Source organism: Bacillus sp. FJAT-45350, from assembly GCF_002335805.1.
Taxonomy (GTDB): Bacteria; Bacillota; Bacilli; order Bacillales; family NISU01; genus FJAT-45350.
The window spans coordinates 330,565-355,344 of sequence record NZ_NISU01000002.1 but is presented as its reverse complement, the minus strand read 5'-3'; the positions used below and the strand labels follow the sequence as shown (position 1 = coordinate 355,344).

Annotated in this window: 22 protein-coding genes; 3 read left to right on the top strand and 19 right to left on the bottom strand. The window is 35.9% G+C overall.

What is annotated here, in order from left to right:
* Nucleotides 1–14: 14 nt before the first annotated feature.
* The 9 genes from CD003_RS18305 to sppA form a co-directional block, all read right to left on the bottom strand.
* On the bottom strand, nt 15–2,432 hold the full coding sequence (locus tag CD003_RS18305) for a Lon protease family protein (protein WP_096202683.1): 2,418 nt from the start codon (nt 2,430–2,432) through the stop codon (nt 15–17).
* Nucleotides 2,433–2,527: 95 nt separating this feature from the next.
* Nucleotides 2,528–3,484 carry a 3'-5' exoribonuclease YhaM family protein gene (locus CD003_RS18300; protein ID WP_096202682.1) on the bottom strand — a complete coding sequence of 319 codons (957 nt, stop codon included), beginning with the start codon at nt 3,482–3,484 and terminating at the stop codon, nt 2,528–2,530.
* Between the two features lie 132 nt (nt 3,485–3,616).
* Nucleotides 3,617–4,804, bottom strand: a complete 1,188-nt coding sequence (locus tag CD003_RS18295; RefSeq protein WP_096202681.1) for an acetate kinase — start codon at nt 4,802–4,804, stop codon at nt 3,617–3,619.
* A gap of 296 nt (nt 4,805–5,100) precedes the next feature.
* Nucleotides 5,101–6,090: a class I SAM-dependent methyltransferase gene (locus CD003_RS18290; RefSeq protein ID WP_096202680.1), complete on the bottom strand. Its 990-nt coding sequence runs from the start codon at nt 6,088–6,090 to the stop codon at nt 5,101–5,103.
* Nucleotides 6,091–6,339: 249 nt separating this feature from the next.
* Entirely contained in the window at nt 6,340–6,840 is a 501-nt protein-coding gene (gene tpx, locus CD003_RS18285) for a thiol peroxidase (RefSeq protein ID WP_096202679.1), read from the bottom strand.
* A gap of 199 nt (nt 6,841–7,039) precedes the next feature.
* On the bottom strand, nt 7,040–7,516 hold the full coding sequence (ytfJ, locus tag CD003_RS18280; protein WP_096202678.1) for a GerW family sporulation protein: 477 nt from the start codon (nt 7,514–7,516) through the stop codon (nt 7,040–7,042).
* A gap of 22 nt (nt 7,517–7,538) precedes the next feature.
* Complete coding sequence (locus tag CD003_RS18275) at nt 7,539–8,195, bottom strand: DUF2953 domain-containing protein (protein WP_096202677.1); 657 nt, start codon at nt 8,193–8,195, stop codon at nt 7,539–7,541.
* 84 nt (nt 8,196–8,279) lie between these two features.
* Complete coding sequence (locus CD003_RS18270) at nt 8,280–8,789, bottom strand: RDD family protein (RefSeq protein ID WP_096202676.1); 510 nt, start codon at nt 8,787–8,789, stop codon at nt 8,280–8,282.
* Between the two features lie 17 nt (nt 8,790–8,806).
* A complete protein-coding gene (gene sppA, locus CD003_RS18265) occupies nt 8,807–9,811 on the bottom strand; it encodes a signal peptide peptidase SppA (RefSeq protein WP_096202675.1) in 1,005 nt (334 codons plus the stop codon).
* A 208-nt stretch (nt 9,812–10,019) separates the two neighbouring features.
* Between sppA and CD003_RS18260 the strand changes: the two genes are divergently transcribed.
* Complete coding sequence (locus CD003_RS18260) at nt 10,020–10,817, top strand: NAD kinase (RefSeq protein WP_096202674.1); 798 nt, start codon at nt 10,020–10,022, stop codon at nt 10,815–10,817.
* 44 nt (nt 10,818–10,861) lie between these two features.
* Here the strand turns inward: CD003_RS18260 and CD003_RS18255 are convergent, their stop codons facing one another.
* The 8 genes from CD003_RS18255 to ezrA form a co-directional block, all read right to left on the bottom strand.
* Nucleotides 10,862–12,454 carry an amidohydrolase gene (locus CD003_RS18255; protein ID WP_096202673.1) on the bottom strand — a complete coding sequence of 531 codons (1,593 nt, stop codon included), beginning with the start codon at nt 12,452–12,454 and terminating at the stop codon, nt 10,862–10,864.
* Nucleotides 12,455–12,685: 231 nt separating this feature from the next.
* Nucleotides 12,686–14,269 carry an acyl-CoA synthetase MbcS gene (mbcS, locus tag CD003_RS18250; RefSeq protein WP_096202672.1) on the bottom strand — a complete coding sequence of 528 codons (1,584 nt, stop codon included), beginning with the start codon at nt 14,267–14,269 and terminating at the stop codon, nt 12,686–12,688.
* Between the two features lie 142 nt (nt 14,270–14,411).
* Nucleotides 14,412–14,618 carry an alpha/beta-type small acid-soluble spore protein gene (locus CD003_RS18245; protein ID WP_096202671.1) on the bottom strand — a complete coding sequence of 69 codons (207 nt, stop codon included), beginning with the start codon at nt 14,616–14,618 and terminating at the stop codon, nt 14,412–14,414.
* 34 nt (nt 14,619–14,652) lie between these two features.
* Complete coding sequence (locus CD003_RS18240; protein WP_096202670.1) at nt 14,653–14,835, bottom strand: hypothetical protein; 183 nt, start codon at nt 14,833–14,835, stop codon at nt 14,653–14,655.
* Nucleotides 14,822–16,036 (bottom strand): tRNA uracil 4-sulfurtransferase ThiI, encoded by a 1,215-nt coding sequence (gene thiI / locus CD003_RS18235; protein ID WP_096202669.1) that lies wholly within the window; start codon nt 16,034–16,036, stop codon nt 14,822–14,824. The genes CD003_RS18240 and thiI overlap by 14 nt, the downstream gene beginning before the upstream one ends.
* Before the next feature lie 5 nt (nt 16,037–16,041).
* Complete coding sequence (locus tag CD003_RS18230; protein ID WP_096202668.1) at nt 16,042–17,184, bottom strand: cysteine desulfurase family protein; 1,143 nt, start codon at nt 17,182–17,184, stop codon at nt 16,042–16,044.
* Between the two features lie 173 nt (nt 17,185–17,357).
* On the bottom strand, nt 17,358–17,666 hold the full coding sequence (locus tag CD003_RS18225; RefSeq protein ID WP_096202667.1) for a hypothetical protein: 309 nt from the start codon (nt 17,664–17,666) through the stop codon (nt 17,358–17,360).
* A 92-nt stretch (nt 17,667–17,758) separates the two neighbouring features.
* Complete coding sequence (gene ezrA, locus CD003_RS18220; RefSeq protein WP_096202666.1) at nt 17,759–19,453, bottom strand: septation ring formation regulator EzrA; 1,695 nt, start codon at nt 19,451–19,453, stop codon at nt 17,759–17,761.
* A 405-nt stretch (nt 19,454–19,858) separates the two neighbouring features.
* Here ezrA and hisJ point away from each other — a divergent pair, with 405 nt between their 5' ends.
* Nucleotides 19,859–20,671: a histidinol-phosphatase HisJ gene (hisJ, locus tag CD003_RS18215; protein ID WP_096202665.1), complete on the top strand. Its 813-nt coding sequence runs from the start codon at nt 19,859–19,861 to the stop codon at nt 20,669–20,671.
* Between the two features lie 55 nt (nt 20,672–20,726).
* On the opposite strand, the gene refZ is transcribed toward hisJ, so the two are convergent.
* Nucleotides 20,727–21,374 carry a forespore capture DNA-binding protein RefZ gene (refZ, locus tag CD003_RS18210; RefSeq protein WP_096202664.1) on the bottom strand — a complete coding sequence of 216 codons (648 nt, stop codon included), beginning with the start codon at nt 21,372–21,374 and terminating at the stop codon, nt 20,727–20,729.
* A gap of 155 nt (nt 21,375–21,529) precedes the next feature.
* Between refZ and CD003_RS18205 the strand changes: the two genes are divergently transcribed.
* Entirely contained in the window at nt 21,530–22,009 is a 480-nt protein-coding gene (locus CD003_RS18205; protein ID WP_096202663.1) for a GAF domain-containing protein, read from the top strand.
* 56 nt (nt 22,010–22,065) lie between these two features.
* Here CD003_RS18205 and CD003_RS18200 read toward each other — a convergent pair whose 3' ends face one another.
* A complete protein-coding gene (locus CD003_RS18200; RefSeq protein WP_257008383.1) occupies nt 22,066–24,381 on the bottom strand; it encodes a diguanylate cyclase in 2,316 nt (771 codons plus the stop codon).
* Nucleotides 24,382–24,780 lie beyond the last annotated feature (399 nt).

Below are 24,780 nucleotides of genomic sequence, written 5' to 3'. Positions count from 1 at the left end.
TTTCTATCACCTCACTATACTTTCTCTTTAGCAATGACCTTCCCTCTACGAAAAGTTGATATCATCGTATGTAATCGTTTCTCAACACGATGAAAAACAGTCCCTTCTTCAAACTTACCTAATTGGTCACGCTCTCCAGCTGTAATCCCAGTAAGAATTTCAATTCCTTCACTAATCGTACTTACAGCCCAAATGGTAAACAGTCCTTTTTCAATAGCTTCAATAACCTCATTGCGTAACATTAGGTTTTTCTTGTTTTGAATTGGGATGATCACACCTTGGCCCCCTGTAAATCCTCTAGCTTTACATGTATAGAAAAATCCTTCAATCTTTTCGTTCACTCCACCAATTGGTTGAATTTCTCCCCACTGATTCACAGAACCTGTTACGGCAATCCCTTGTTTAATTGGAATATTTGATAGTGAAGATAATATTGCATATAACTCAGTACTTGAAGCACTATCCCCATCAATCATGTCATACGATTGCTCGAACGTAATACTAGCAGACAATGGTAAAGGTCCATCTTGAGCAAACTCCCCTTGAATAAAGCCTGTTAATATCATTAAGCCCTTTGCATGGATAGGGCCACTTAAATAAGATTCTCGGTCAATATTAACTATTCCCTTCGGACCTATATATGTTCTTGCAGTAATTTTATTGGGCTGTCCAAATGAATAGCCACCTGTATTTAAAACAGATAAGCCATTAATTTGACCGACAACTTCCCCATCTGTTTTAATCATGATTGTGCCATCATCAATCATTTCTTTAATCTTTTCTTCAATTAAATTATTACGAGTAAAACGTTCTTTTAACGCTTTACGTACATGAGACTTCTCGACAAACTGACTATTTTCTTCATCTGCCCAGAAGTTTGCCTCAACTAATATCTCCGTTACATGATGAAAGCTAGTTGATAGTTTACTTTGATCCTCTGCTAGTCTTGTACTATAATCAATTACTCTCGCAAGTGCATCTCTAGTAAAATGACGTAAATCATTATTTGCACAGTATGAGGCAACGAATGAGGCATATTTCATGCAATGCTCCACGTTTCGCTCCATCTGTACATCAAAATCAACTTTCACTTTAAAATATTTTCCAAAGTCTTCATCATACTCGGATAAAATATGGTATAGCTGATGCGTTCCAATTAGAATTAGTTTTGTTTGGACTGGAATCGGTTCTGGTTTTAGGCCACTTGTTGCTGTAACTCCTGTTTCTTCTAATGGATTTTCTATTCGTAATTCTCCAGTTTTCATCATTCGTTTCAGTGCAAGCCATGAATATGGGTTACTAACTAGCTCCGATGCTTGGATAATACAATATCCACCTGCTGAAATATGAAAAGCACCTGGCTTCATTAATGTAAAATTAGTGACCACAGTTCCAAATGAGCCTTTATATTCAAACTTTCCAAACAGATTTCCATAAGTAGGGTTACTCTCATGAACGACAGGCGCTCCATCTGTATTGTTATGGTTGACAAATACATTCACTTGATATCTATGCTCGTCCTTCTTTTCCTGCTTTGGAGAAAGTAGAGACATAAGATCCTCTTCTTCCTTCTCTTGCTCATGAAAATCATTTCTACTGGCAATTACATCTTTTTCAACCTCTGTTAAATAGGCTACAACCTTCTCATTGGAAGCGTACTCATCTTGTAGTTCCTTTACAAGAAAATGAATATTTTCGTAAACGGATGACTTCTCTAATTCTTCTAGCTTTTCATCCAAAACCTTCTCTGCTGATTGAATAGCTCGTACAATCGTACTTAATTCTTTATTTAATTCTCGCGTTTTCTCTATTATCTCTTGCTGTTCTTCCTTAGTTAATTTGTGATACGATTCATCATCATGTGGTTCTTCACGGTCGTTTAAAGGAATTGCAGCAATACCAGTTTCACTTTTTTCAATTAAGAAACGTTCTTTATAAGCTATCTCTTCTAAGTATTCCCACTTTTTATCTACTTCTTCCCCATGTAATTGGATTAAATCAGCTTTTTGAAACTCATATTGCTTACTAGTTAAGGCTTTATCTATTTCTATAGTAATTTCCTCTAACAAACGTTCCATATGTCTTTGAAAAATAACCCCTTTACCTGGAGGAAGAGGAATTGCTATCGGTCTATCTGGAGTTTGAAAATTATATACGTACACCCAATCACTTGGTGTCTCTAATTCCTTTGCATGTTCTAATACCTTTGAATGAGCATACGTCGTTTTCCCTGTACCCGTTGGTCCAACTAAGAAAAGATGGTATCCCTCTTGTTTAACCTTTAAACCAAAATTCATTGCACGAACTGCTTTATCCTGCCCAATAATTTCTGCAGTCAGTTTTTCTACTTCTGCAGTTGTTTCAAATGGAAACTGGTTGCTATCAAATCTAGTCGCTAGTTCATACGTTTGTACTTTCGTTTTATGTGCCATGTCTAGTTCCCCTTTTTATTAACAGAAGAGGACCGGCTACTAAAAAACTTTCAAAAAAGATTCTAGGAGACAGCCTCTATCATCATTTAATTCATTTACTCTTTAGGATTTTGTTCTTTAAGAAAAACTCTACGTTTCAGCATTGGTGAATAGCTCCATCCGTCCTCTGCACTATCTTTGACTTGTAGTAACGCATTCATCTTTGTATCAAGCTGGTCAAGTTGAGAGAAAAAAATTGCTTCAGCAGTTTTTCCTAAAACTGTCCCCCCTAACTCTTCTCCATTGTCGCTATAATGACATAGCATACAATGCTTTACTGCTACTACTTCTTCATTGTTTGTCGAAATTCCTGCTTCATAAGCTGCCTCATTTACCATTTCTATCCCTAACACAACATGGCCAACTAGTTCTCCTTCAGTTGTATAATCAGGAGCAATCGGATCTGACAATGCTTTTGTTTTCCCTATATCATGAAGGATACAGCTAGCAAGAACACAGTCTTTATCTACATGTGGATAAAACGGTAATAATTGCAATGACCCTTGACACAAACTAACAATGTGCTCCAGTAACCCGGCATAATAAGCATGATGGTATTGTTTCGCCGCTGGAATCGTCGTCAACGAGTCCCGTACTTCTTTTTTTGCTAAAATGCTCTTTATCATACGACTTAACACTGGAGATTGGATTTCCTCTATACACATTCGAAGCTCCACCCATAAATCTTCACGAGATATATTCCCAGAGATTAATAAGTCTTGCACACGAATAGGATCTTCATCTGTTGCAAGACGAATTCTTTGAATCGTCAATTGTTTTTGATTTCGGTACATGGTAACTGTTGCATCAACTTTTACGACCGAACGCTTCATAAAAAGTTCCTTTTGCTCAGCTGACACATCCCAAATTCTAGCTCTTATAGTTTCCGAACCTTTCCCTAACGTAAAGGAGATATATTCACTTCCATTTGAGGCAATACTGACTTCCCTTTCTTTAATAATAAAGAAGTCAACCATACGCTCTCCTTCTTTTTTCTCTAACAAACTCGCCATTCCCATTCCCCCAGTTAGAGTTGATACTACCATTGTATGCAATACAAACTAAATAATAAAGGAAACTTAAAAAAACCTGACTTATGGATTTTACCGTTCCATAAATCAGGTTTATACCGCTCTATATCCTCTTTAGCTTGATAATCTCACTGTATCACGGGCAATCATTACTTCTTCATTTGTTGGAATAATCATCACTTTAACTGGTGAGTGAGGATAATTTATAAATGCTTCCTTCCCACGTACTTGGTTTAATGATGGATCCCAATAAACACCCATAAACTCAAGGCCACGAAGAACACGTTCTCTTATTACATCACTATTTTCACCAATTCCTGCAGTGAAAATAATTGCATCTACACCATACATACGTGCAGCATAAGAACCAATGTATTTATGAATACGTGAAGCAAAAACTTCTAAAGCAACCTCTGCTCGTTCACTTCCAGAATCCGCTTCCAGTTCAATATCACGCAAATCACTAGAAAATCCAGTTAATCCTAGTAATCCACTTTCTTTGTTTAAAATGTCAATAACCTCATATGCGCTTTTCCCTGTTTTTTCCATGATATATGGTATTAACGCAGGATCAATATCTCCCGAACGAGTCCCCATTGTTACCCCTGCTAAAGGTGTAAAGCCCATTGATGTATCAATTGATTTGCCATTTTCAATCGCAGCTATACTTGCACCGTTTCCTAAATGACAAGAAATCAAACGAAGCTGTTCAACCGGACGTCCTAATAGCTTTGCTGCACGAGCAGATACGTATTTGTGGCTCGTTCCATGGAAGCCATATTTACGTATTCCATAATCAGTATAATAATCATACGGAAGACTATATAAAAATGATTGCTCCGGCATCGTTTGGTGAAATGCGGTATCAAAAACAGCTACCGCTGGAACGTTAGGTAGCACGTCTTTAAATGCTTTAATCCCTACAATATTTGCTGGGTTATGAAGTGGCGCTAATTCTGACACCTCTTCAATCCCTGTTAATACGTCATCTGTAATCAATACAGAATCATTGAATTTCTCTCCACCATGTACTACACGATGACCAATTCCTTCAATCTCATCAAGAGAAGCAATAATCCCTTCGTTTGTTAGCTTTTCAAGTAATGTTTTTACTGCAAAAGCATGATCAGGAATATCAAATGTTTCCTTTTTCTTTTTTCCATTTACCTCAATTGAAAAGATACCATCTCCTAAACCAATACGCTCTACTACCCCTTTCGTTAAGACTGTCTCAGCTGGCATTTCAAGCAACTGAAATTTAAGAGAAGAACTACCTGCATTAATCGCAATTATTTTTGACATATTACGTATACTCCTTTATGTAAACAATGATTGTAAAATTCGTATGATCACCTTACCTATTTAAGCACCTGAAGTAGGGAATATCAAGCGTATTCAATACACTTTTTTATTTCTAATTGAAGTCTATCTATTCTGACAAACCTTCAACATACACCCTTCTTTAATATAACCAATCTTAAATTATTTACTTAAGAGTTATTTTAATGGCTAATTGCAAAGCATGAACGTTAAAGCAACTTTAATTAAGCATTAGGTTTTCAATTCATAATTCATAATTCATAACCCATAATTCATAATTATAGTTCGAACTCCTCTTTAAACCATTTATCGATTTGACGAATCATATCTGTTAGTGCTTCTTGTTTAGAAAAAGATGGTAGCTCTGCAAGTAACGCTTGCCTTGGTTGTGTTACACCTTCACCTTTTTTCTGTAAAAGAAAGATACTTTTCCCGAATTCTTGTGACTTAAACATAGAAGATGGTAACTGTAATAATCCTAATATATTCGTTTTCGTTTTTACATACGCTTGTAACTGGGCAGCCTGTTCACTTTCAAAAAGAAAGTTAGGAACCAGAAAGAGTAAGTAGCCTCCCTCTTTCGTTTGCTCTATTGCCCTTTCAATGAGTAAATGATGAGTAAAAGACTTCCCTTCCTCAGCCTTAAGAGTATAACCATTAGCAATTTCATCGTTAGGATAATAGCCTACTGGCAAATCTGATACGACAACATCAAATGTAGGCAATTTTATTGGTTTAATACTATCTTCATGGAAAAATTGAATTTCTTTCTCCTGTAAGTTCGAGCTGACAAATGCCAAATTAAGAAGTGTTTCATCTACTTCAAATCCATAGCTTGAAATGGTTGATTTTGATTGGTTTAAAATCGCAGCCAATAAATTCCCAGTTCCCACTGCTGGATCTAATAGACTAAAAGCTTTGTCATTCGCCTTTAGTTTATTAACTAAGTAGCTCATAAAGACGGCAACTGCATCAGGTGTAATTGCATGATGCGCTTGTGTCCCTTCCTTCATCCCCTTTAAAATTGCAAGCTGAAAGGATTTACGGATTCCTTCGGGAGCGATTGCTTGAACATCTACACTTTCTATTCGTTTCAAAAGCTCACTTTTTACTGATTCATCCACTTCTTGCTGTACAGTTCCTTGAAATAGATTTTCTCCTGCCTCAACCAACGCTTCTAAGTAGGTCATATTAAGCGTCTCTTTTAAAAGTTCCGCACTATCATCTAACGCCATAAAGAGCGTTTCTACATCTGTTCTTCCTTCCATTCCAATTCCTCCGTTCTTCACCTTATAATCTATCTATTACTACTATAGACAAAACTAATAGCATCTTACACTCATTTTCAAAACTTTACGCAATAGATAATTATAGTGGAAGGGAGAGGAGAAATGCAAATTATGAATGTAGGGATAGAATTATGAATGCTGAGTTATGAGTTATAAATTGTTTCATAATCCATAACTCATAATTCAGCATTAACGAAAAAAAGCCCCTAAAGGCTTTTTTTGAAAGTATTATTTTGCTGCTTTAACTGCTTCAATAGCTGCTTCGTAGTTTGGATGATCTGTTGCTTCTGGTACGTACTCTACGTATGCTACTTTATCATTTGAGTCGATAACGAATACAGCACGTGTAAGTAAACGTAACTCTTCAATTGCTACTCCATATGCTTTACCGAATGAAAGCTCACGGTGGTCAGAAACTGTTTGAACGTTTTCGATACCAGCAGCACCGCACCAACGTTTTTGAGCGAATGGTAAATCTACACTCACCGTTAATACTTTTGCTCCACCTAAATTACTAGCTTCTTCGTTAAAGCGTCTAGTTTGAGCGTCACACACACCTGTATCAACAGATGGAACAACACTGATTAAACGAACTTGACCTTTTGAATCTGCTAAAGTTACAGGAGATAAATCGTTTGCTAATACTGTAAAATCAGGTGCAGTGTCCCCTACTTTTACTTCGCTACCTAATAGAGTTATTGCGTTTCCTTTAAATGTTACATTTGCCATTTTATAATTCCTCCTAGTAAAAAGTGTTAATCACAAAATAAATACTATATGTATAGTGTTAAGATTTCAACTATTTACACTTAAAAAGTTTTACAGTTTCTACTTACCCCTTTTTGTCAGGTACAAACCTCTGTTCAAACTTAATAATTCCCATAAAAAAAGGGCAAATGTCTCTACATAAGCCCTTTTCCTCTATTTATTAAATTGGAGGATTGTTGTCCGTTTGATTAAACTGTTGATTCATAGGGTTTGTATTATTTGTAGTTGTCGTAGTCTTTATATTATTATTATTAGTTCCGCTCACCATTTGTTGTATTTTATCTACAACCTGTGGGGCAAAATCCATTAGTTTTTCATAAAGATGAGTGTTACCATCTAAATGAACCATCTTGATACCCGATGCACTCACAATTAGAAAAGCGATTGGTGTGATTGACACTCCACCACCACTACCTCCTCCAAATGGATGCTCAGTTTCAGTTCCATTGGTACCTTTCGTTTCAACGATAAACTCGCTACCACCCGCAGCAAAGCCAAAACCTACTTTAGAAACAGGTAAAATTACGCTACCGTCAGGCGTCTCTACAGGATCACCAACGATAGTATTCACATCAACCATTTCTTTTAAATTTTCCATTGCTGTCTTCATTAAACCTTGAATAGGATGTTCAGACATTTTTGATTCCTCCCTCTAGCATTTATAGATGCTCTTCTGCAGTTTTTAGATGAATTGGTCTTCTCTTCCAGTGTTTAACGATCAATAAACCTGCCTTTATAGCATGCCCTATGCGAAAAGAAATAATACATTTTAAATCAGTTTTGGAAATCATTGCCTGAAAATGTGGTTGTATCATAATGATAGGCTTTTCTTTTATTTTCATATAATTCCCTACAATACCTACAATACCACCCTTTAATGACCAGACAACGCCCGCTACAATCCCGGTATGAGAAGCATCGCTTACACCAATAAGGCTTTTCCATTCAAACTTGTGCACAGTAATATGTCCCAAAAACCTACGTACAATTGTATGAAATCCAACAACATGCTCAAGAAAGTCTCTCATCTTCCTTATTTCTTTTATAATATAATCTACTGTTATCTTTACCTTTTTTTCCTGTTCTACACTTCCTATTTCCTGTTCTTCCTCAACAATGATCGATGGAGAATTTTCATCAATCTTTATAAGAGGTGCTGAAAGTTTATAAAGACGGATTCCCCAAGCTTTAACGACGATATTTAATAAATCATCATCTGCATTATGAACATATGAAATAGTTACTGTAATTTTTGTTATGGCTAGAAATAGTAAAAGAAAAAGTATAATAGCAGCACTAATCCATATCCAAGTCATTCCATAACTCCTTTTTTATTACCATTATCGTCATAAGAATATAAAAATAAACCTGCTAGCAATAGCTAGCAGGTTTATTTTTATTTATTCCTCATGAACAACATACGTGTCCGCAATCATATCATGGATCCCTTGTTTATCTTTAGAAAATGCCACGACAAGATAAAGGAGATACATTAGAGCAAATACCTGAATAATAAAACGTCCAATCCCTTCTCTGAAAATGATAGCAGACCATGAGAGCCTCTCACTATCTTTTCCTATTACTTTAAGCCCTAAAACTCTTTTGCCTAGAGTTTGTGAAAAATACTTAGTTAACAGCGCAAAGTATAGGAAGGCAACCAAGCCTGTTAACACACTATTCACAGAGAAAGCCCAAACTGTGCTTTCCATTAATCCTAGCATACGAAGGATTGGATAAACGAGAATGCCATTCAAACTAAATACGACAATGCTATCTAAGGAGAACGCCCAAAACCTCATCCAAAATCCAGCATAGCGATAACGTACAGTTTCTTCTTTTTCCTGATCTTCTCTCTCTTCATAACGTTCTTCCTCAAGTAACTGATTTTTCTCATCATAGGTCATATCCATCAATTTCTCACCTCACTTTATCTTGTATATAAGTACATTAATGTAGGTGAATTCGTTCTGTTTAATAGCTCTTTAATCCCCAGTAAATCATGGTCTGCCGTTAACCATTTTTCAGCACTCATCATAAAAAATGAATTAAAACCAAAGGGGGTTTCATAACGAATTACATCTAGTCTTCCTCTATCAATTTCCTCCACGAGAAGGTCAACAGTATCATCAAAGCTTCCAATTTCATCAATTAAGTCTAACTCTTTTGCCTGTAAGCCACTATAAATACGCCCGTCAGCTAACTCCCTAACTCTCGCTTCAGATAGATTTCGTCCTGATGCAATTATTCTTACAAATTCATCATATGATTCATCTAGCATAGATTGAAGAATAGCTCGTTCTTCATCTAACATCTCTCTAGTTGGTGACATAATATCTTTATAAGGACCACTCTTAATTGTCTCTAACTTTATTCCATATTCATCAGCTAATTCAGAAACGTTAAGGCTTTGGAATATGACACCTAGTGAGCCAGTAATAGTCGAAGCATTTGCTACAATTTTATCAGCAGGTGCCGCAATATAATATCCACCTGATGCCGCCATACTGCCCATCGAAATGTAGATTGGTTTTTGGAATTCCTCTTGAACTTCAATAATTTTATCATGTACCTCTGCACTTTCTACCACTCCACCACCAGGAGAATTAACTCTAATAATAATCCCTTCAACATTCGGATCTTCTCCAGCATGTTCTAGCATTGAAAGAAATGTACGATGTCGGTAACTACTTGTATCCATGAAAAGTGGCGCATCATATGTCTCTTGAATTGTTCCATTTACATTTAATACAGCAATTTTCCCAGTTACTCCTGGATCCCCTTTTTCAATAACATGCTCAGACCACCTTGTATCTTCCTCTTCAAACATGGAGCCAAAATTAGTAAAGGCAGCCATTGAAAGCGTATTAATTGCTAGTGAACCTACCAATAAAACGAAAGCAACTAACAAAGCTATCCATCTTTTTGTACTCATTCGATTTCACTCCTCTTCTCTCTTCTTACAAAAACGAAAATTAAAAACAAAAGTATGTATTGACTAAACAAAGGTATGATAACATAAAAAAGCTTGATTAATCATCTAAAGTAACTAATTATAACAATTTTGTAGAAACTAGGTACTTCATTCACAAAACTACTATCCTAAGGGACAAAAGGATAAATTTAGAAAGGGTTGAGTTAACATGCCTCATCGTAACAAAATATATTTTTTCTATAAAGCCACTTCCACTTTTGAACAACAGATACATCCACTAAAACAATTAGCTAGAGATAATGGATTTGTTGTTGTGGATGATTACCTCGAAGCTGACATTATTGCAAGCGTTGGTGGAGACAATGCATTTTTACAAGCAACTCGTAAAACAGATTTTAGAGAAGACTGTCTTTATGTCGGTGTGAGTACTGATCACTTAGGTTTTTACACTGACTTTACGTTAGAAGATACAACTCAAATGATAGATGCGATCAAAAGTGACGATATCGAAGTTCGCCGTTATTCAACAATTGAAGTTACTCTTGATAATGAAAAGCCGTTCTATTGCCTAAACGAATGCTCAATTCGCTCAAACATTATTAAAGCATTTGTCTTAGATATCTTTATTGATGATTTACACTTTGAAACATTCAGGGGAGATGGAGTAATCGTATCAACTCCAACAGGAAGTACAGCCTATAACAAAAGCGTTCGAGGTGCTATTGTAGATCCTCTTCTTCCATCATTACAAGTAAGTGAAATTGCTTCTCTAAACAATAACGAATACCGCACTCTAGGAACTTCATTTCTATTAGGTGAAAATCGCACATTACGGATACAGGTAGTCCAAGACGGAAATGACCACCCGATTATCGGTGTAGATAATGAAGCCCTTAGTATTCGACATGCCCATGAATTGAAGTTGAAATTGTCTGGTAAAAGCATTAAAGTACTTAAGTTAAAAAATAACTCATTTTGGCATAAGGTACAAAGAAATTTCCTATAAACTAAAAGCTAGTTGATTCAATCTAATCAACTAGCCTTTTATTTCTATCTCTCATACATAATTGTATTATCAACAACTGTTTTTACTACCTTTGTATCTAATATTTCATCTGGCTCAATAGAGAAAAGGTCCTTATCCAAAAGTGTAAAATCTGCTACATAGCCAGGCTGAACTTTCCCCATTTTAGCTTCTTTTCCAATTGCATATGCACTACCAGTAGTAAAGAGGCTAACCGCTTCAAAAATTGATAGCTTTTGTTCAGGTAAGTATCCTTCATGGCTTTCGCCTGGCTTCTTTCTTGTAACTGCTGCATGGATACCTAATAACGGATCGACTGGCTCAATCGGCGCATCTGACCCACCTGCACAATGAAGCCCCTTGTCTAACAATGTTTTCCAGGCAAAAGATAATGGTAATCGTTCAAAGCCTAACCGTTCTTCGACCCAAGGAAAATCCGCTGCAACAAAACGGGGCTGGATATCTAATATCACTGGTAAATCAAACATTCTTTCAAGTAAGTCCTCTCGTGCTACTTGAATATGAATCAGTCGATCTCGTATTGTGCTGTTATTAGGATGAGTTTCAATTGCCTCAATTGCATACTCGAGTGCTAAGTCACCTATTGTATGAATCGCTACAGCCATTTTTCTTTCTCTTGCTGATCTTACCATTTCTTTTAATTCATTTAATGGATGAATCGCTACACCAGATGTCTCAGGTGCGTCATTATAAGGCTGACTCAACAATGCTGTTCTTCCACCAAGAGCACCATCTGCAAAGATTTTCATCGGTCCAAGTTCAATAAATTTACTATGCTCTCCAATTTTATATCCTCTAGTAAGTAAATCCTCGACAACTGTATGATGAACAAGCATATGAGTTCTTAGCTTTCTCTTCTCTCCATCAATAACCTTCTTAAACGTTTGTAGGGGACGTTCTACGTCACCATAATAACCTAAGTCTTCCGTGTGCCCTCCTACTAATCCAAGTGAAAACATATCATCAACAGCAGTTGTTAACGCCTTTTCTAAATATGCCTCTGTAACTTCTGGTGCTACTTCCTTAACTAACTCCTGTGCCGAGTCAAGTAAATAACCTGTAGGAGTCCCTACTCCATCACGGACGATCACACCACCATCTGGGTCGGTTGTCGTTTTATTAATTTTTGCCGCATCTAATGCTGTGCTATTGACGAGAACAGCATGTCTACAAACTCTCGTTAACATCATTGGATTATGAGGAGCAATTTCATCTAGCTCTTCTCGATGAAAAATTTTTCTGTCTGGAAAATTATTTTCATTCCAGCCTTCACCATAAATCCATTCTCCAGGTTGTGCATCACTTGATTTACTAACTAATAAGTCCTTCATTTCTTCTGCACTTGTGACATTAGATAAATCAAGTCGAATAAGCTTTTCTCCATGTCCAACCATATGTAAATGACTATCGATAAAACCTGGAAAAGCATATGCACCATCTATATCCCTCTGTTCCTCTATCTCATCTTTATATGTCTCTATTATTTCTTTTTCAGTTCCAACTGCTTTAATATATCCATCTACAACATAAACAGCTTCAACTGATTTACCTGGCTGCTCCATTGTATAAAAAGTACCACCAAACCATAACGTACCCACATTACCCCTACTTTCAACTCTTATTTTTCTCCTCCTTTTATCATAAAAGAAATTGTGGCCAATGTAAAAAAAGAGGTTAATCCAAGCTCTTACTCTCTCTTGGATCAACCTCTATCAACATCCTACCTACGTATAAAAAGTCCTTTATTAATACATTCTATTACTGTCTTAAATGGAATAGTCCTATTTTTATAACGAGCGCTCAGTCGTTATAAAATTGGAAAGAGCAACTTATGCCTGTAGCTCTTTCTCTTGTTGGCGAAGTTCCACTCGACGAATCTTCCCTGACGTTGTTTTCGGTAAGTCTGTTACAAACTCAACACGACGTGGATATTTGTATGGTGCAGTTAGATTTTTTACATGCTCTTGTAAATCAGAGATTAGACTTTCATTGTTTTTATCTTCTTCGTTACGAAGAACAATAAATGCTTTAACAACTGTTCCTCGAACTTCATCAGGACTCCCTACAACGGCACATTCCTTTACAGCCGGGTGCTTAGTTAACGCGTCCTCAACTTCAAACGGTCCAATTGTATAGCCTGAGCTAATGATAATGTCATCACTTCTTCCTTCAAACCAGAAGTAACCGTCCTCATCCTTCTTCGCTTGGTCACCAGTAATGTACCAATCACCACGGAATGCCATTGCTGTACGCTCTGGATCCTTATAGTACTCTCTAAATAAAGCTGGTGCACTCTTATGAACTGCGATATCTCCTACTGAACCTACTTCAACTGGATTTCCATCTTCATCAATTACTTCTACTTCATTTCCTGGTGTTGGTTTCCCCATTGAACCTGGTTTAACTTCCATACCTGAGAGAGTACCAACTAATAAAGTGTTCTCTGTTTGACCATATCCATCACGAACAACCACATTGAAATGCTCTTTGAATGTATCAATAACTTGACGATTAAGTGGTTCACCAGCAGAAACTGTACTACGTAATTGTGGCAATGAGTAATCAGCAATATTCTCGACCTTTGCCATTAAACGATACTCAGTTGGCGTACAACAAAGTACATTGATTTCATGATCTTGTAGTAACTGTAAGTACTTATTAGGGTCAAATTTGCCATGATGAACAAATGCGGTCGCACCTACACCGATAGTTGATAAGAACGGACTCCAAATCCATTTTTGCCAACCTGGTGCAGCTGTAGCCCATACTTTGTCTCCTTCTTTTACATCTAACCATTTTTTTGATGCTGTTTGTAAGTGGGCAAAAGCCCAACCATGTGTATGAACGACAGCCTTTGGATTTCCTGTTGTTCCTGATGTATATGGTAAAAATGCCATCTCACCACGTTTAGTCTTAGCTCCTTCATAGTAATCGCTTTCATTTTTCGACAACTCATCTAAAGGCGACCAACCTTCTGCCTTTCCTCCAACAATTAATTTGTCAGTTAGGCTCGGCATCTCTCCCGAAATTCCATTAACTTCTGAAATATATAAATGATATGAAATAACAGCTTTAGCTTCAGAATGATTGATGCGATAAGCTAGATCTTTTGAACGTAACATTTCTGAACAAGGGATAATAACTAGTCCAGCTTTTAAACAAGCTAAATAAGTAAAGTAAGCTTCTGGTAAGCGAGGTAGAATTAAAAGAACTCTGTCACCTTGTTTTAAACCTTTTGATAGTAATGCATTTGCTATTTTATTTGTTTGACTTACAAGTTCGGAATATGGAACATCTCTTTGCTCACCGTCTTCGCTAGTCCACATAATCGCCAAGCGATTTGTTGTCGCATACTTTTCCACTTCTTGTGACAAATTGTAATATTCAGGTGCAATTAAGTCTTCTCGTTTCATGTTCTTCCCCCTTATGTATAGTAGTTAAGTTTCGCCTCAATTTCTATTATACAGAAAAGATATACTTTTTTGAATATTATTTTTTCAAAAAAAATAAAGAGAACGGTATAAACCGTTCTCTCGATAGCCATTATATGATTGATTATTGTTGTTGGTAACCACTCATTTGTTGTTCAGCCATTTGTACTAAACGTTTAGTGATTTCACCACCGACTGAACCGTTTGCACGAGAAGTCGAATCTGGACCTAGCTGTACGCCAAACTCTTGAGCGATTTCATACTTCATTTGGTCTAACGCTTGTTGTACACCTGGTACAACTAATTGGTTTGAACTGTTGTTGTTTGCCATGTTGTTTCACCTCCTTTGTTACCTATAGACTTTGTTACAATCGATTGTTTAATACAAAATAAAGAATGGTAATTGTTTCATAAGTTAGAGTAAAAAGGTTGTACTTTACCTTTTGCTCTTCTTTGAAGTCTTCAATATCTTTCAACCCAAACAAAAAAAAGACCATAACTTGCTTAATAGCCAAGTCACAGTCATTAATCTTTTTATAGTAAGTCATCAAGTTGCTTTTCCAAATCTGTTGTTGATGATGTAGCTGTAATTGTTACTACTTCCGTTCCTTTTACAGCTTCTTCAACAGAACCTTCAATATCTATATATTGTTCGAACTTATTCGAATGATCTCTTGTCGGTTTTGTTTTTGACTCTGCTGGAAGGAAAATAGTACAACAATCTTCAAAAGGTAAAATTGAAATATCATACGTCCCAATTTTATTTGCAATATCGATTACCTCGAGCTTGTCCATTGCAACTAGTGGTCTTATAACAGGTAAATTTGTAACCTCATTAATCGCATTCATGCTGTGCAATGTTTGACTTGCTACCTGTCCTAAGCTTTCACCAGTGGCAATAGCGAGCGCTCCATTTTCTTTAGCTATGCGGTCACTAATTCGAAGCATCATTCTTCTCATAATCGTCATTTCATAGTTGGTGGGCATATTATCATGTACCATTTTTTGAGCTTCAGTAAATGGAACTAAGTGTAATTTAATGTCCCCTCCATACTCCGTTAGTACTTTCGCTAAGTCCTTAACCTTCTGCTTTGCACGTTCATTCGTATAAGGTGGACTATGGAAGTGAATTGCCTCAATTTCCACTCCACGCTTCATTGTTAAATACCCGGCAACTGGACTATCAATTCCACCAGATAGAAGTAGCATTACTTTACCACTTGTACCTACTGGTAATCCACCAGCTCCTTTAATAACAGCACCGCTTATATACGTCGCTGATTCACGTACTTCTACCTTTAACTCAATATCAGGATTATGAACATCTACAGTAATTCCATCAGTATTTTTTAGAATGTAACCACCAATTAAATGATTAAGTTTTTGAGAATCTATAGGAAATCGCTTAAATGCTCGTTTTGTCGTTATTTTAAACGTACGAATGGGTCCATCTGCTTCATTGATCGTAGCTAGTGCACCAGCTTGCATCGCTTCTAATTCTGTTTCTACTCTTAAAGCAAGACTAAAAGAATGGATACCAAATACCTTCTGAAGCTTCTTTATCACAGGCTCTTCCGGGGTATCATTTAACTCAATTGCCAAGCGACTAAATGTACGAATGAATTTTAAATCAGTAAACTCTTTTAACGCTTTTTTTATGTTACCAACAAGAGCTCGTTCAAACTTTGTACGATTTTTACCTTTTAGTGATAACTCACCATAACGAACTAATATATGATCATATTTCATCTTTTCTACCTCATTACTTTTAGAAATTCTGGTACAATTTTTTCTAACTCATTAATAAACTCTTTAATTTCCTTTTCTTCATTTTCAAAAGAAAAACTGACACGAATACCACTAAGGGCTCTCTTTTCCCCTAATCCCATTTCCATTAATACTCTGCTTGGTTCTGCTAATTTAGATGAGCAAGCAGACTTTGTTGAAACAAAAATGTCTTTCTCTGCTAACGCTTGGATTATAACCTCTGGTTTCACACCCTCAATCGAAAAGTTTATGATGTGAGGAGCTGAGGTATTAAAATCACTATTTATTTTCACTCCATCAATCGTTTCTAACCCATTGTACATTACAGCTTTTAACTGTTGGAGTTTATCAATTTTTTCAATTCCGTTTTCAAAGCTCAGTCGTAGCGCTTTTGCTAATGCAGCTATTCCTGCAACATTTTCCGTACCTGCTCTAATATTTAACTCTTGAACTCCGCCGTGAAATAAGGGTAATAGCTTCAAACTATGACGGACATACAAAACCCCTGTACCTTTCATGCCATGAAACTTATGCCCAGAAATTGTAGCAAAATCGATTTTAGCTTTCTTTAAATTCAAAGGTACCTTTGTTACACCTTGAACATGGTCAACATGAAAATAAAGCTTAGGATACTTGTGTAATAATTGACCTATTTCGTCAATTGGTTGAATCACACCTGTTTCATTATTTACATGAATGCAGGAAACTAATACCGTATCTTCACATATCGCTTCCTCTAACTCTTTTAGTGAAATAAGCCCTTCTGCATCTACGGATAGATACGTTACACGATATCCAATCGTTTCTAATTGTTTGTAGCTTTCTAAAACCGACGGGTGCTCTATTGTAGACGTAATGATATGGTTTCCACGATTTTTATGGGCACTCGTTATCCCCTTAATAACAATATTATTACCTTCTGTACCACCAGACGTAAAAATGACTTCTTTTGACTCCACTCCAAGAAGGCTTGCAATAAGTTCCCTTGATTTTGTCAAAATTCTCTCAGACTCAATCCCTAGCCTGTGCATCGATGATGGATTGCCAAAAAAAGTTTCTGATACTGTCATGAATGTATCAAGAACTTCCCGATATGGCTTTGTCGTAGCACTATTATCAAAATAAATCATTGCTTTACGACTCCTTTTAGTAAGTTGCATCAGTATATCTTAACATATTTATCATACGTATTAGAAAAAAATCTTTCAAAATAAATAAGACAAAAAACACACTCCGTTTATTTTAACCGATGTGTGCCTTTAATTGAAGTAGATATAATTCATACGTACTCTTTGCTATTAGTTTAGGATGGTTCCTCAATAATCTCCAATAATTCTTCCACCGAAATAATTCGATTTGGAGCTAGCTCTAAACCATCATGCCAATCTATTCCTTGTTGTCTAAACCGTTCTTGCAATGATTCTTCTCTATATACTAGTTCACTTTGATCTGTAATCAGTGGCTTTTCAAATTCAATGATTTCATGCAATTCCTTTGTTGGGTGAGTGGTCGCAGGTTCATTTACTGATACTAAATTCCAAATTATGATTGACCATACAGCAATGCAAGACATAGAAAATACAGCAAGTAATACTATTTTCATTTTACTCATTCTGACCACTCCTAACAAAATCGCTCTCTATAGCTACATTTTACCATAGAATCTAAGTAAAGTAGTTAGGTAAAAATTAGTAAAGAGAAGGCCTAAACCTTCTCTTCAACCGGGACTGCATTTAGTTTTTCAATGACATTTGGCTCATATTTTTCAATCGTACTTATAGCTATTTCAATAGCATCTTCGTAGTAAAAATTGCGGAAGCATTGTTCTGCCTCACCTAATTGTTCCATCACTCGTTCAGAACGGCTACGATAACGATTACCATATTGAATTAATCTTTCAGCTAAATCAGCCTTTTCAATCGTATCAAAAATTAACTGATTACTTGTATTCACATGTTCTTTCGCTTCTTCAACTTTCTCGTTCACTACTACCATTTCGAGAGGAATCTCTTCGATTTTTTCAGCAGCTTCAACTAACTTCTGTTCCCCTTGGACAATTTCATCAAGAACAGACTGAGGTAATCCAGGAATATTACTCTTTTGAATCATTCGTTTTCCTTCAAGAATCATTCCTTTTAGACCTTTTAATGTTTCTTTTGCTTTTAACTCGTCCTGGCGAAGTGTATCTAACGTCGTTTGACAGCTTTCAATCTCTAAGTGAACCTTTTCGAATTCTTTCTTAAAATCGTCTATTAAAATACGAATCGATGTGAACGATTGTTTATTATTTTCAGACACATCTACAATAACACCAAGCTTTAACTTTAAATCACTAAGTTGTTTTTCAATTTGCTCATGAAGTCTTAATTCCTCTTCTGAAATGCGGTAACTTTGCTGGACAGTTTCAGTTTCCTCCTGCAAATCAAGAAGTCTTTCTCTCGTATTTTCTAATTTTTCATGTAGAGGCTCAATGCTTTCTTCAACAACCTGTTTTGATTTTACTTCTTCTTCAAGTAGGTCATATAAGCCTTCGATTTCGTTTTCAATTTCAGTTGTTTTCTCTTTTATCCCATCTAATTGAATCTCTTCAATATCTTTCACTAATTGAGCACATTCATTTTTAATACGTGTTATTTCCTTTTCAAGGTTAAAATCTAAAATAACATAGCCTGCTTCTTCCATATCCTTCATTCCAATTTGAATATCCTTCAAATCTGCCGTTATATTTGTTTGTAATTGAACAAGCATTTTTGGAATTTCTGTCATTAAGCTATGCTCAGTTTCAAGTTCCTCCTTCATTGATAAAAGAAGTTCCCTGGCTTTAATATAGTTTCCTTGTTTTGTTGCTTCTTCAAAGGTAGAAAACCCACTATAAATAGTATCAAGTCGCTCATCGAAAGCTGTTGCTGTCTTTCCTAAGGAAGCACGATGAGTATTAAAGTATTTCTTCGTTTCACTGTAAAGCTTTCGAACATCCCCTATTTCCGTTCGATTCTGCTCTTCACTTTCTATTAGATGACTAACATCATCTAACATAGTTTTAAGACGTTCCTCTATTTCCTCTAGTTCTTGATTGACTTCTGTCGTAAGTAGTTTCGCCTTTTTGAATCGGTACTTGTTTGCATACTCCTCTATATCAAATAAGCCTTCTTCAATATCAGGTAACTTAACTCCAACAATTTCATCCCATTCTACTCGCCAATCTTCGAACTTTTCTTCAGTTTCCCCAGACATCTTCAAGCCTTTAACCCGTCCAATTTCATCTGTAATTGGTCGATTCAAGATGTCCATCTTCCATTCTTCTAAACGGTCAACTTCCGTATATATTCTTTTTCGCTGAATTGATCCGAAAATAAATAGAATAATAACGAGAGCGATAGCTGCAAATAACAAATACATCAGAGGTCTCCCTTCTCTTCATGCATTCCTTCAATATTTTGTCATAAGTATACTAAATTCTCTAAAATTTCGATAATTCCTTTAGTTTTCTACATTTTTTGCTATATATTATGATACCATGGAAAAAAGATTTTTGAATCATTTTTTGACATAACTACAGTAAGAATTATTTTTTTACTATAAGAGGTTGTGCAAAAAGGTTGGGTTTTACCTTTTGAACAACCTCGAAGCAATTAGCGTAGCCGCTGTATTCTTTTAAAAGCCTTACTAGGAGTGGTATCCTCCTATCAAGGCGCACAGCGTGCGAAGCCATTGCCACTACTTTTTGAACATGCTCTATAAGCTTTGGATATAACAATTTTTATTGCATTAACCATTATATATTTCCAAGAGGATGTGATTAATTTGATTACACATGATGGTCATATACATACACCTTACTGCCCACACGGAACAAAAGACGAGATGAACCTATACGCTGAACAAGCAATAAAAAAAGGGCTCCATTCGATTACATTTGCTGAGCATGCTCCTTTACCGAAAGGATTTATCGATCCAACACCATTGCAAGATAGTGCTATGAGTTTGAAAAATTTATACCCCTATCTAGAAGAGGCTCACAATTTAAAAGGAACTTATAAAGGCAAACTTAACATTTTAGTTGGATTAGAAGTTGATTTTATAGAAGAATATGAGAAGGAGACGACCGAACTATTAAATGACGTAGGTCACTTGCTAGACGATAGTATATTATCAGTCCATTTTCTAAAGAGGAAAAACTCTTATTATTGTCTAGACTACAGTCCTGATACATTTGCAGAGATGATCGATGAATGGGGTTCGGTTGAAAGTGTCTATCGAAAATATTACGAAACTCTTATGCAATCTTTACTAGCAGATTTAGGTCCTTACAAACCAAAAAGAGTGGGTCATATGACGTTAGTTCATAAGTTTCAGAAGAAATTTCCTTCATCATACAATTTCAATAAAGAAATTGTCGATATCCTTGAAACAATATCAAATAATAAAATGGAGTTAGATTATAATAGCGCGGGTGTGATGAAGCCATTGTGCGGAGAACCTTATCCATCCGAATCAATAGTTAATAAAGCAATTAATAAAGGAATCCCTCTCGTCTATGGGTCAGATGCCCATAACGCAAAAGGTATTCTACAAGGAGTAGAAAAAATTAAACAAGACGTTACCTTCAAAAAGTAAAATAAAAGTGGAGACTGACTCTACTTAACGAGACGGCCTCCACTATGAACATTTTTTATACGGAAACATGGACTTGTTGATAACCTCCCTGACAAAGGTCGTTATCAACCCACATAGTCAAATAGTTAAGATAATGCTTTAAAAAGTACGGTTCATGCGGAATAAGATGATAAACCTCACGAATATATTGAGGGTGTGTATATGGCATAGTCAACATTCCTCTTAATTGGATAATCATAAAATCAATCGGTTGGCGCTTAAATTCTCCACGTTCAATTCCCTTTTTAATAATCTGATAAAACATGTGCTTTTCTTTCATTAAATACGTACTCATTAACTCTCTAACTAAAACCGTATCTAACGTAATTTCCCGATGAACAAACCTGGCAAGATGATGATGTTCCTGTTGATATAGAAGAGTTTTGTTAAAAGCAGAAATTAAACATTCACGAGCTGATTGAGAAGGGAGCTTCATGACCTCTTCTTCTATCACTTTTACATACCCCTCTAAAAATGACGTCATGAGTTGTTCTAGTAATCCTTTCTTACTACCAAAATAATAAGATATTAATGCTCCATTCACATTAGCCCGATCAGCTATACTTCGAATTGACGTACCATTATAGCCTTGAACATTAAATAATGAAATAGCCGCATCCATAACCTTACTTTTCGTATTATCTACTGCACCGTTCTTCCCCATTGTAGACACCCCTTTTTGGTCTGGTATCTATTAGGTTCTTCTTTTCAATCTTTCCTCCTGTTAGAACCTCTCGACATTCAAAGGAAATGTTTCTACAAGAAGCGATAGTGTGTGATATGTTATACTATTTTTATCGCGAAGAAGGGAGAATTGATATGTTTAACGTCGAGTTATACAACGGAACAGCTGAAGAAAATTACAAAATGTTAATAAATCAAATCAAAGCTTTAACAGAAGATGAGTCAGATCAAATTGCAAACTTAGCTAATGCTACTGCCCTTCTAAATCAATTTCTGAATGAAATCAATTGGGTAGGCTTCTATCTACATAAAGAAGACGAACTAGTTTTAGGTCCGTTTATCGGATTACCAGCATGCGTACGAATCAAAATGGGAAAAGGTGTATGCGGAACAGCAGCAGCCGAACGGAAAACACAAAGAGTTGCTGATGTTCATCAATTCCCAGGGCATATTGCATGTGATGCTGCCTCTCTATCAGAAATTGTAATTCCGATTATTAAGAACGACGAATTAATCGGAGTATTAGATATAGATAGTCCCATTAAAGACCGTTTTACAGAGCTTGACCAAAAATATCTAGAGGAGTTTGTAATTCAACTAACAAACTCCTTATAAATAATCCTCTAAAAATTGTAAAGGACCGAGTCGCTAAACTCGGTCCCGATCTATAGCTAGTTAGTTAAACTGCTCTGCATTATGACTTGATTCTTACCAGACTCTTTCGCCACATATAGCCCTTCATCTGCAATATTAAAAAGAAGCTTTAACGTTTTCATGTTATCCTTTTGATTCCAATAGGACACTCCACAAGAAACTGTTACACGAGGACTTGTTTCTTGAGCTACACTTTTGACAATTCTTTCTGCTACTCTATAACCAACTTCTGGTTCAACCTTAGGAAGATATACCGCTAACTCTTCCCCACCCCAGCGCGCTGCGATATCATGATCTCGTATACTTCTTTTCATAATATTTGCGACCTGAATAATAATGTCATCACCAACTTGATGTCCATACGTATCATTAATTTGCTTAAAGTTATCAATATCTAGTAATAGGAAACAACCAAAAGCGTCTGTCTTCATCGATTCTTGTATGCATTGGTCCAAATAATTTCTTGAATATAAGCGAGTTAAATGATCAGTAATGACGAGCTTTTCTAACTCTTCATGTAACATTGAATTTGTAAAGGCAAGAGTTGAATGATGAATTAAAGACTGCAATAATTTAAAATTTTCAAAGGTAAAATGATAAGGTTCTTGGTGCATTACTAATACCATACCCTTTAGTTCACCTGACTGAACCATAGGAACAGCTAAAAATGAGCGAAACGGCTCAAGGGAATAATCATCATCCGCTTCTGCGTCTCCAATAAATAATGGGTCCTTTTCACGCTTAATCTTATCACTTAAAGGTGTAATCGCTTTACGTGATTCTTCCATATCAAAAAACTCTGTACTTCCCTCAAGGACAATTAAATCTCCATTTGAATGGAACATAATAAAGCCTACTTGCTCAGCTTTAAAAGACTCCTTAATCTGGTTAGTCATAAACTTAATTGTTTCTGATAACCGTAAATTTGAATTTAATTGATGAGATGTACTATTAATTAACTGTAAATCATTAATTAATTCTCTAGACTGTTGATAAAGCTCTGCATTTTCTAATGCATTCCCTCCGATATCAGCTAGCATCTCAATAAATTCAATCTCATGTTTAGGGAACATCATAGATGTCGGTGACTTTATTTGCATGACACCATATACACCTTGTTTCCCTCTTAACGGCGCAAATAAAATTGAACTTTTATCTTTCACAACATCTTGAATTTGAATCTTTCCAGTTAAATATACATTTTCAGCTACACTATTTTCAGCACCAGCCCCGTATTGCATCTGCTTAACTGGCAAGTGCTCACTCACTTCCCACTCGTGACTTAGAAGTAAATGCACATTAAAGGTAGGATACATTTCGCTTAATGCATAAATAATCTCTCCTAGTACTTCTCCAACATCCATAGACGAGTGAAACTTCTTAGTAACTTGTAAAAGTAATTCTCTTCTTTTTCTTTCTATTACTTTACGGTTATTATTGTACGCCTTGAAAAACAACCGACTTAATTCTTTAATTAAGAAAGAAAGCTTCTCTAATTCCTTCTTCTTAAAATCTCCTTTATCATAGAAGAACATCACAAGCCCAAATGGCTTCTCGCCTTCTAAACATAATGGAATAGCAGTAAAGTTTGGAACCTGCTTCTGCGCTAGAAATAACTGCTTATCATCAGTAAGCATCTCATTAGAAGTAATCGTATTAATTACTAATTTCTCATCTGCAGAAATGACATACTCATGGAACTGACTATAAAGCCCGTCATCCGAGGCTTCAATTGGCACAAACTCCTGACCTTGCTTACCATATAGTAAAATCGCTACTTCACTACTTTCAAATAATGGCTCAACATAGGTGATAAATGCTTTTGCTAGCTTTCTAAAATCTAATGTATAGTCCGTATCTTTCAAAATTGTTGTAATCACTTCGTTTATATTCTCAAAACTATCAAGCATACTTGACGCCTGATTCGTAAATAATTGTTTTGCTGTAATAGTTACTGCATACTGAAGTCCCCGTAAAAAAGGGCGAAGAACTTCATCGTTTACATACTCCTCTTCAACAATAATCCCTAATAAACCATTCCATTGGCTATTGTTATATGTTAATCGAATATTAATAAAATCAATTATGCAACCATTCCATTCAAAAGGAAACTCATTCTCAAAAAGATTTTGCTGGATTAATGAAACTGCTTCAATCATTTTAGAATTAAATCCACCAAACTCCCTAATTGTAACAATATTTCCTTCTTCATTAGCTAAAAATAGAATCGAAGATTGGAAATGTTCATCGATGATTTGACTATCTTCTATAGCGACATGGAGAAGTTTTGAAAAATCAATGGTATTTCGTTTATTATTCTTTATATTTTTCATCTTTGCACCACCATACGTTGTTACTAATTAGCCTTCTTAAGTCGCTTTGTATCCTTACTAAATAACTTACCTGTTCAATTTTTTCATATATATACATTATACTGGAAAAGAACATAATTTACTACATCCTTGCGACCAATAAAGAGAAATACTTATGAACAATTCTCTTCTTAGACAATACAGGAATACTTGACATCTACACCTTACGATCATATAATGATTTTTGTGTGAAATGAGACAGCCAAGGTAAACTTGATGTGTACCCTTATCATTTTGTTCCTCATTAATCGGCTGCTACAAAAAATGAGGTGCATCGTGTAACTTCTAGCTGTCGAAGCGAAGATGCATGAAAGCAAAATGAGCATGTCAAAGAGATTGCCATACGGTTGTTATTTTGCA

Bases quoted from the DNA above. Each gene is read 5' to 3' on its own strand.
- CD003_RS18305 (WP_096202683.1), bottom strand. From the start codon at position 2,432: ATGGCACATAAAACGAAAGTACAAACGTATGAACTAGCGACTAGATTT.
- CD003_RS18300 (WP_096202682.1), bottom strand. From the start codon at position 3,484: ATGGCGAGTTTGTTAGAGAAAAAAGAAGGAGAGCGTATGGTTGACTTC.
- CD003_RS18295 (WP_096202681.1), bottom strand. From the start codon at position 4,804: ATGTCAAAAATAATTGCGATTAATGCAGGTAGTTCTTCTCTTAAATTT.
- CD003_RS18290 (WP_096202680.1), bottom strand. From the start codon at position 6,090: ATGGAAGGAAGAACAGATGTAGAAACGCTCTTTATGGCGTTAGATGAT.
- tpx (WP_096202679.1), bottom strand. From the start codon at position 6,840: ATGGCAAATGTAACATTTAAAGGAAACGCAATAACTCTATTAGGTAGC.
- ytfJ (WP_096202678.1), bottom strand. From the start codon at position 7,516: ATGTCTGAACATCCTATTCAAGGTTTAATGAAGACAGCAATGGAAAAT.
- CD003_RS18275 (WP_096202677.1), bottom strand. From the start codon at position 8,195: ATGACTTGGATATGGATTAGTGCTGCTATTATACTTTTTCTTTTACTA.
- CD003_RS18270 (WP_096202676.1), bottom strand. From the start codon at position 8,789: ATGGATATGACCTATGATGAGAAAAATCAGTTACTTGAGGAAGAACGT.
- sppA (WP_096202675.1), bottom strand. From the start codon at position 9,811: ATGAGTACAAAAAGATGGATAGCTTTGTTAGTTGCTTTCGTTTTATTG.
- CD003_RS18260 (WP_096202674.1), top strand. From the start codon at position 10,020: ATGCCTCATCGTAACAAAATATATTTTTTCTATAAAGCCACTTCCACT.
- mbcS (WP_096202672.1), bottom strand. From the start codon at position 14,269: ATGAAACGAGAAGACTTAATTGCACCTGAATATTACAATTTGTCACAA.
- CD003_RS18245 (WP_096202671.1), bottom strand. From the start codon at position 14,618: ATGGCAAACAACAACAGTTCAAACCAATTAGTTGTACCAGGTGTACAA.
- CD003_RS18240 (WP_096202670.1), bottom strand. From the start codon at position 14,835: ATGACTTACTATAAAAAGATTAATGACTGTGACTTGGCTATTAAGCAA.
- thiI (WP_096202669.1), bottom strand. From the start codon at position 16,036: ATGAAATATGATCATATATTAGTTCGTTATGGTGAGTTATCACTAAAA.
- CD003_RS18230 (WP_096202668.1), bottom strand. From the start codon at position 17,184: ATGATTTATTTTGATAATAGTGCTACGACAAAGCCATATCGGGAAGTT.
- CD003_RS18225 (WP_096202667.1), bottom strand. From the start codon at position 17,666: ATGAGTAAAATGAAAATAGTATTACTTGCTGTATTTTCTATGTCTTGC.
- ezrA (WP_096202666.1), bottom strand. From the start codon at position 19,453: ATGTATTTGTTATTTGCAGCTATCGCTCTCGTTATTATTCTATTTATT.
- refZ (WP_096202664.1), bottom strand. From the start codon at position 21,374: ATGGGGAAGAACGGTGCAGTAGATAATACGAAAAGTAAGGTTATGGAT.
- CD003_RS18205 (WP_096202663.1), top strand. From the start codon at position 21,530: ATGTTTAACGTCGAGTTATACAACGGAACAGCTGAAGAAAATTACAAA.
- CD003_RS18200 (WP_257008383.1), bottom strand. From the start codon at position 24,381: ATGAAAAATATAAAGAATAATAAACGAAATACCATTGATTTTTCAAAA.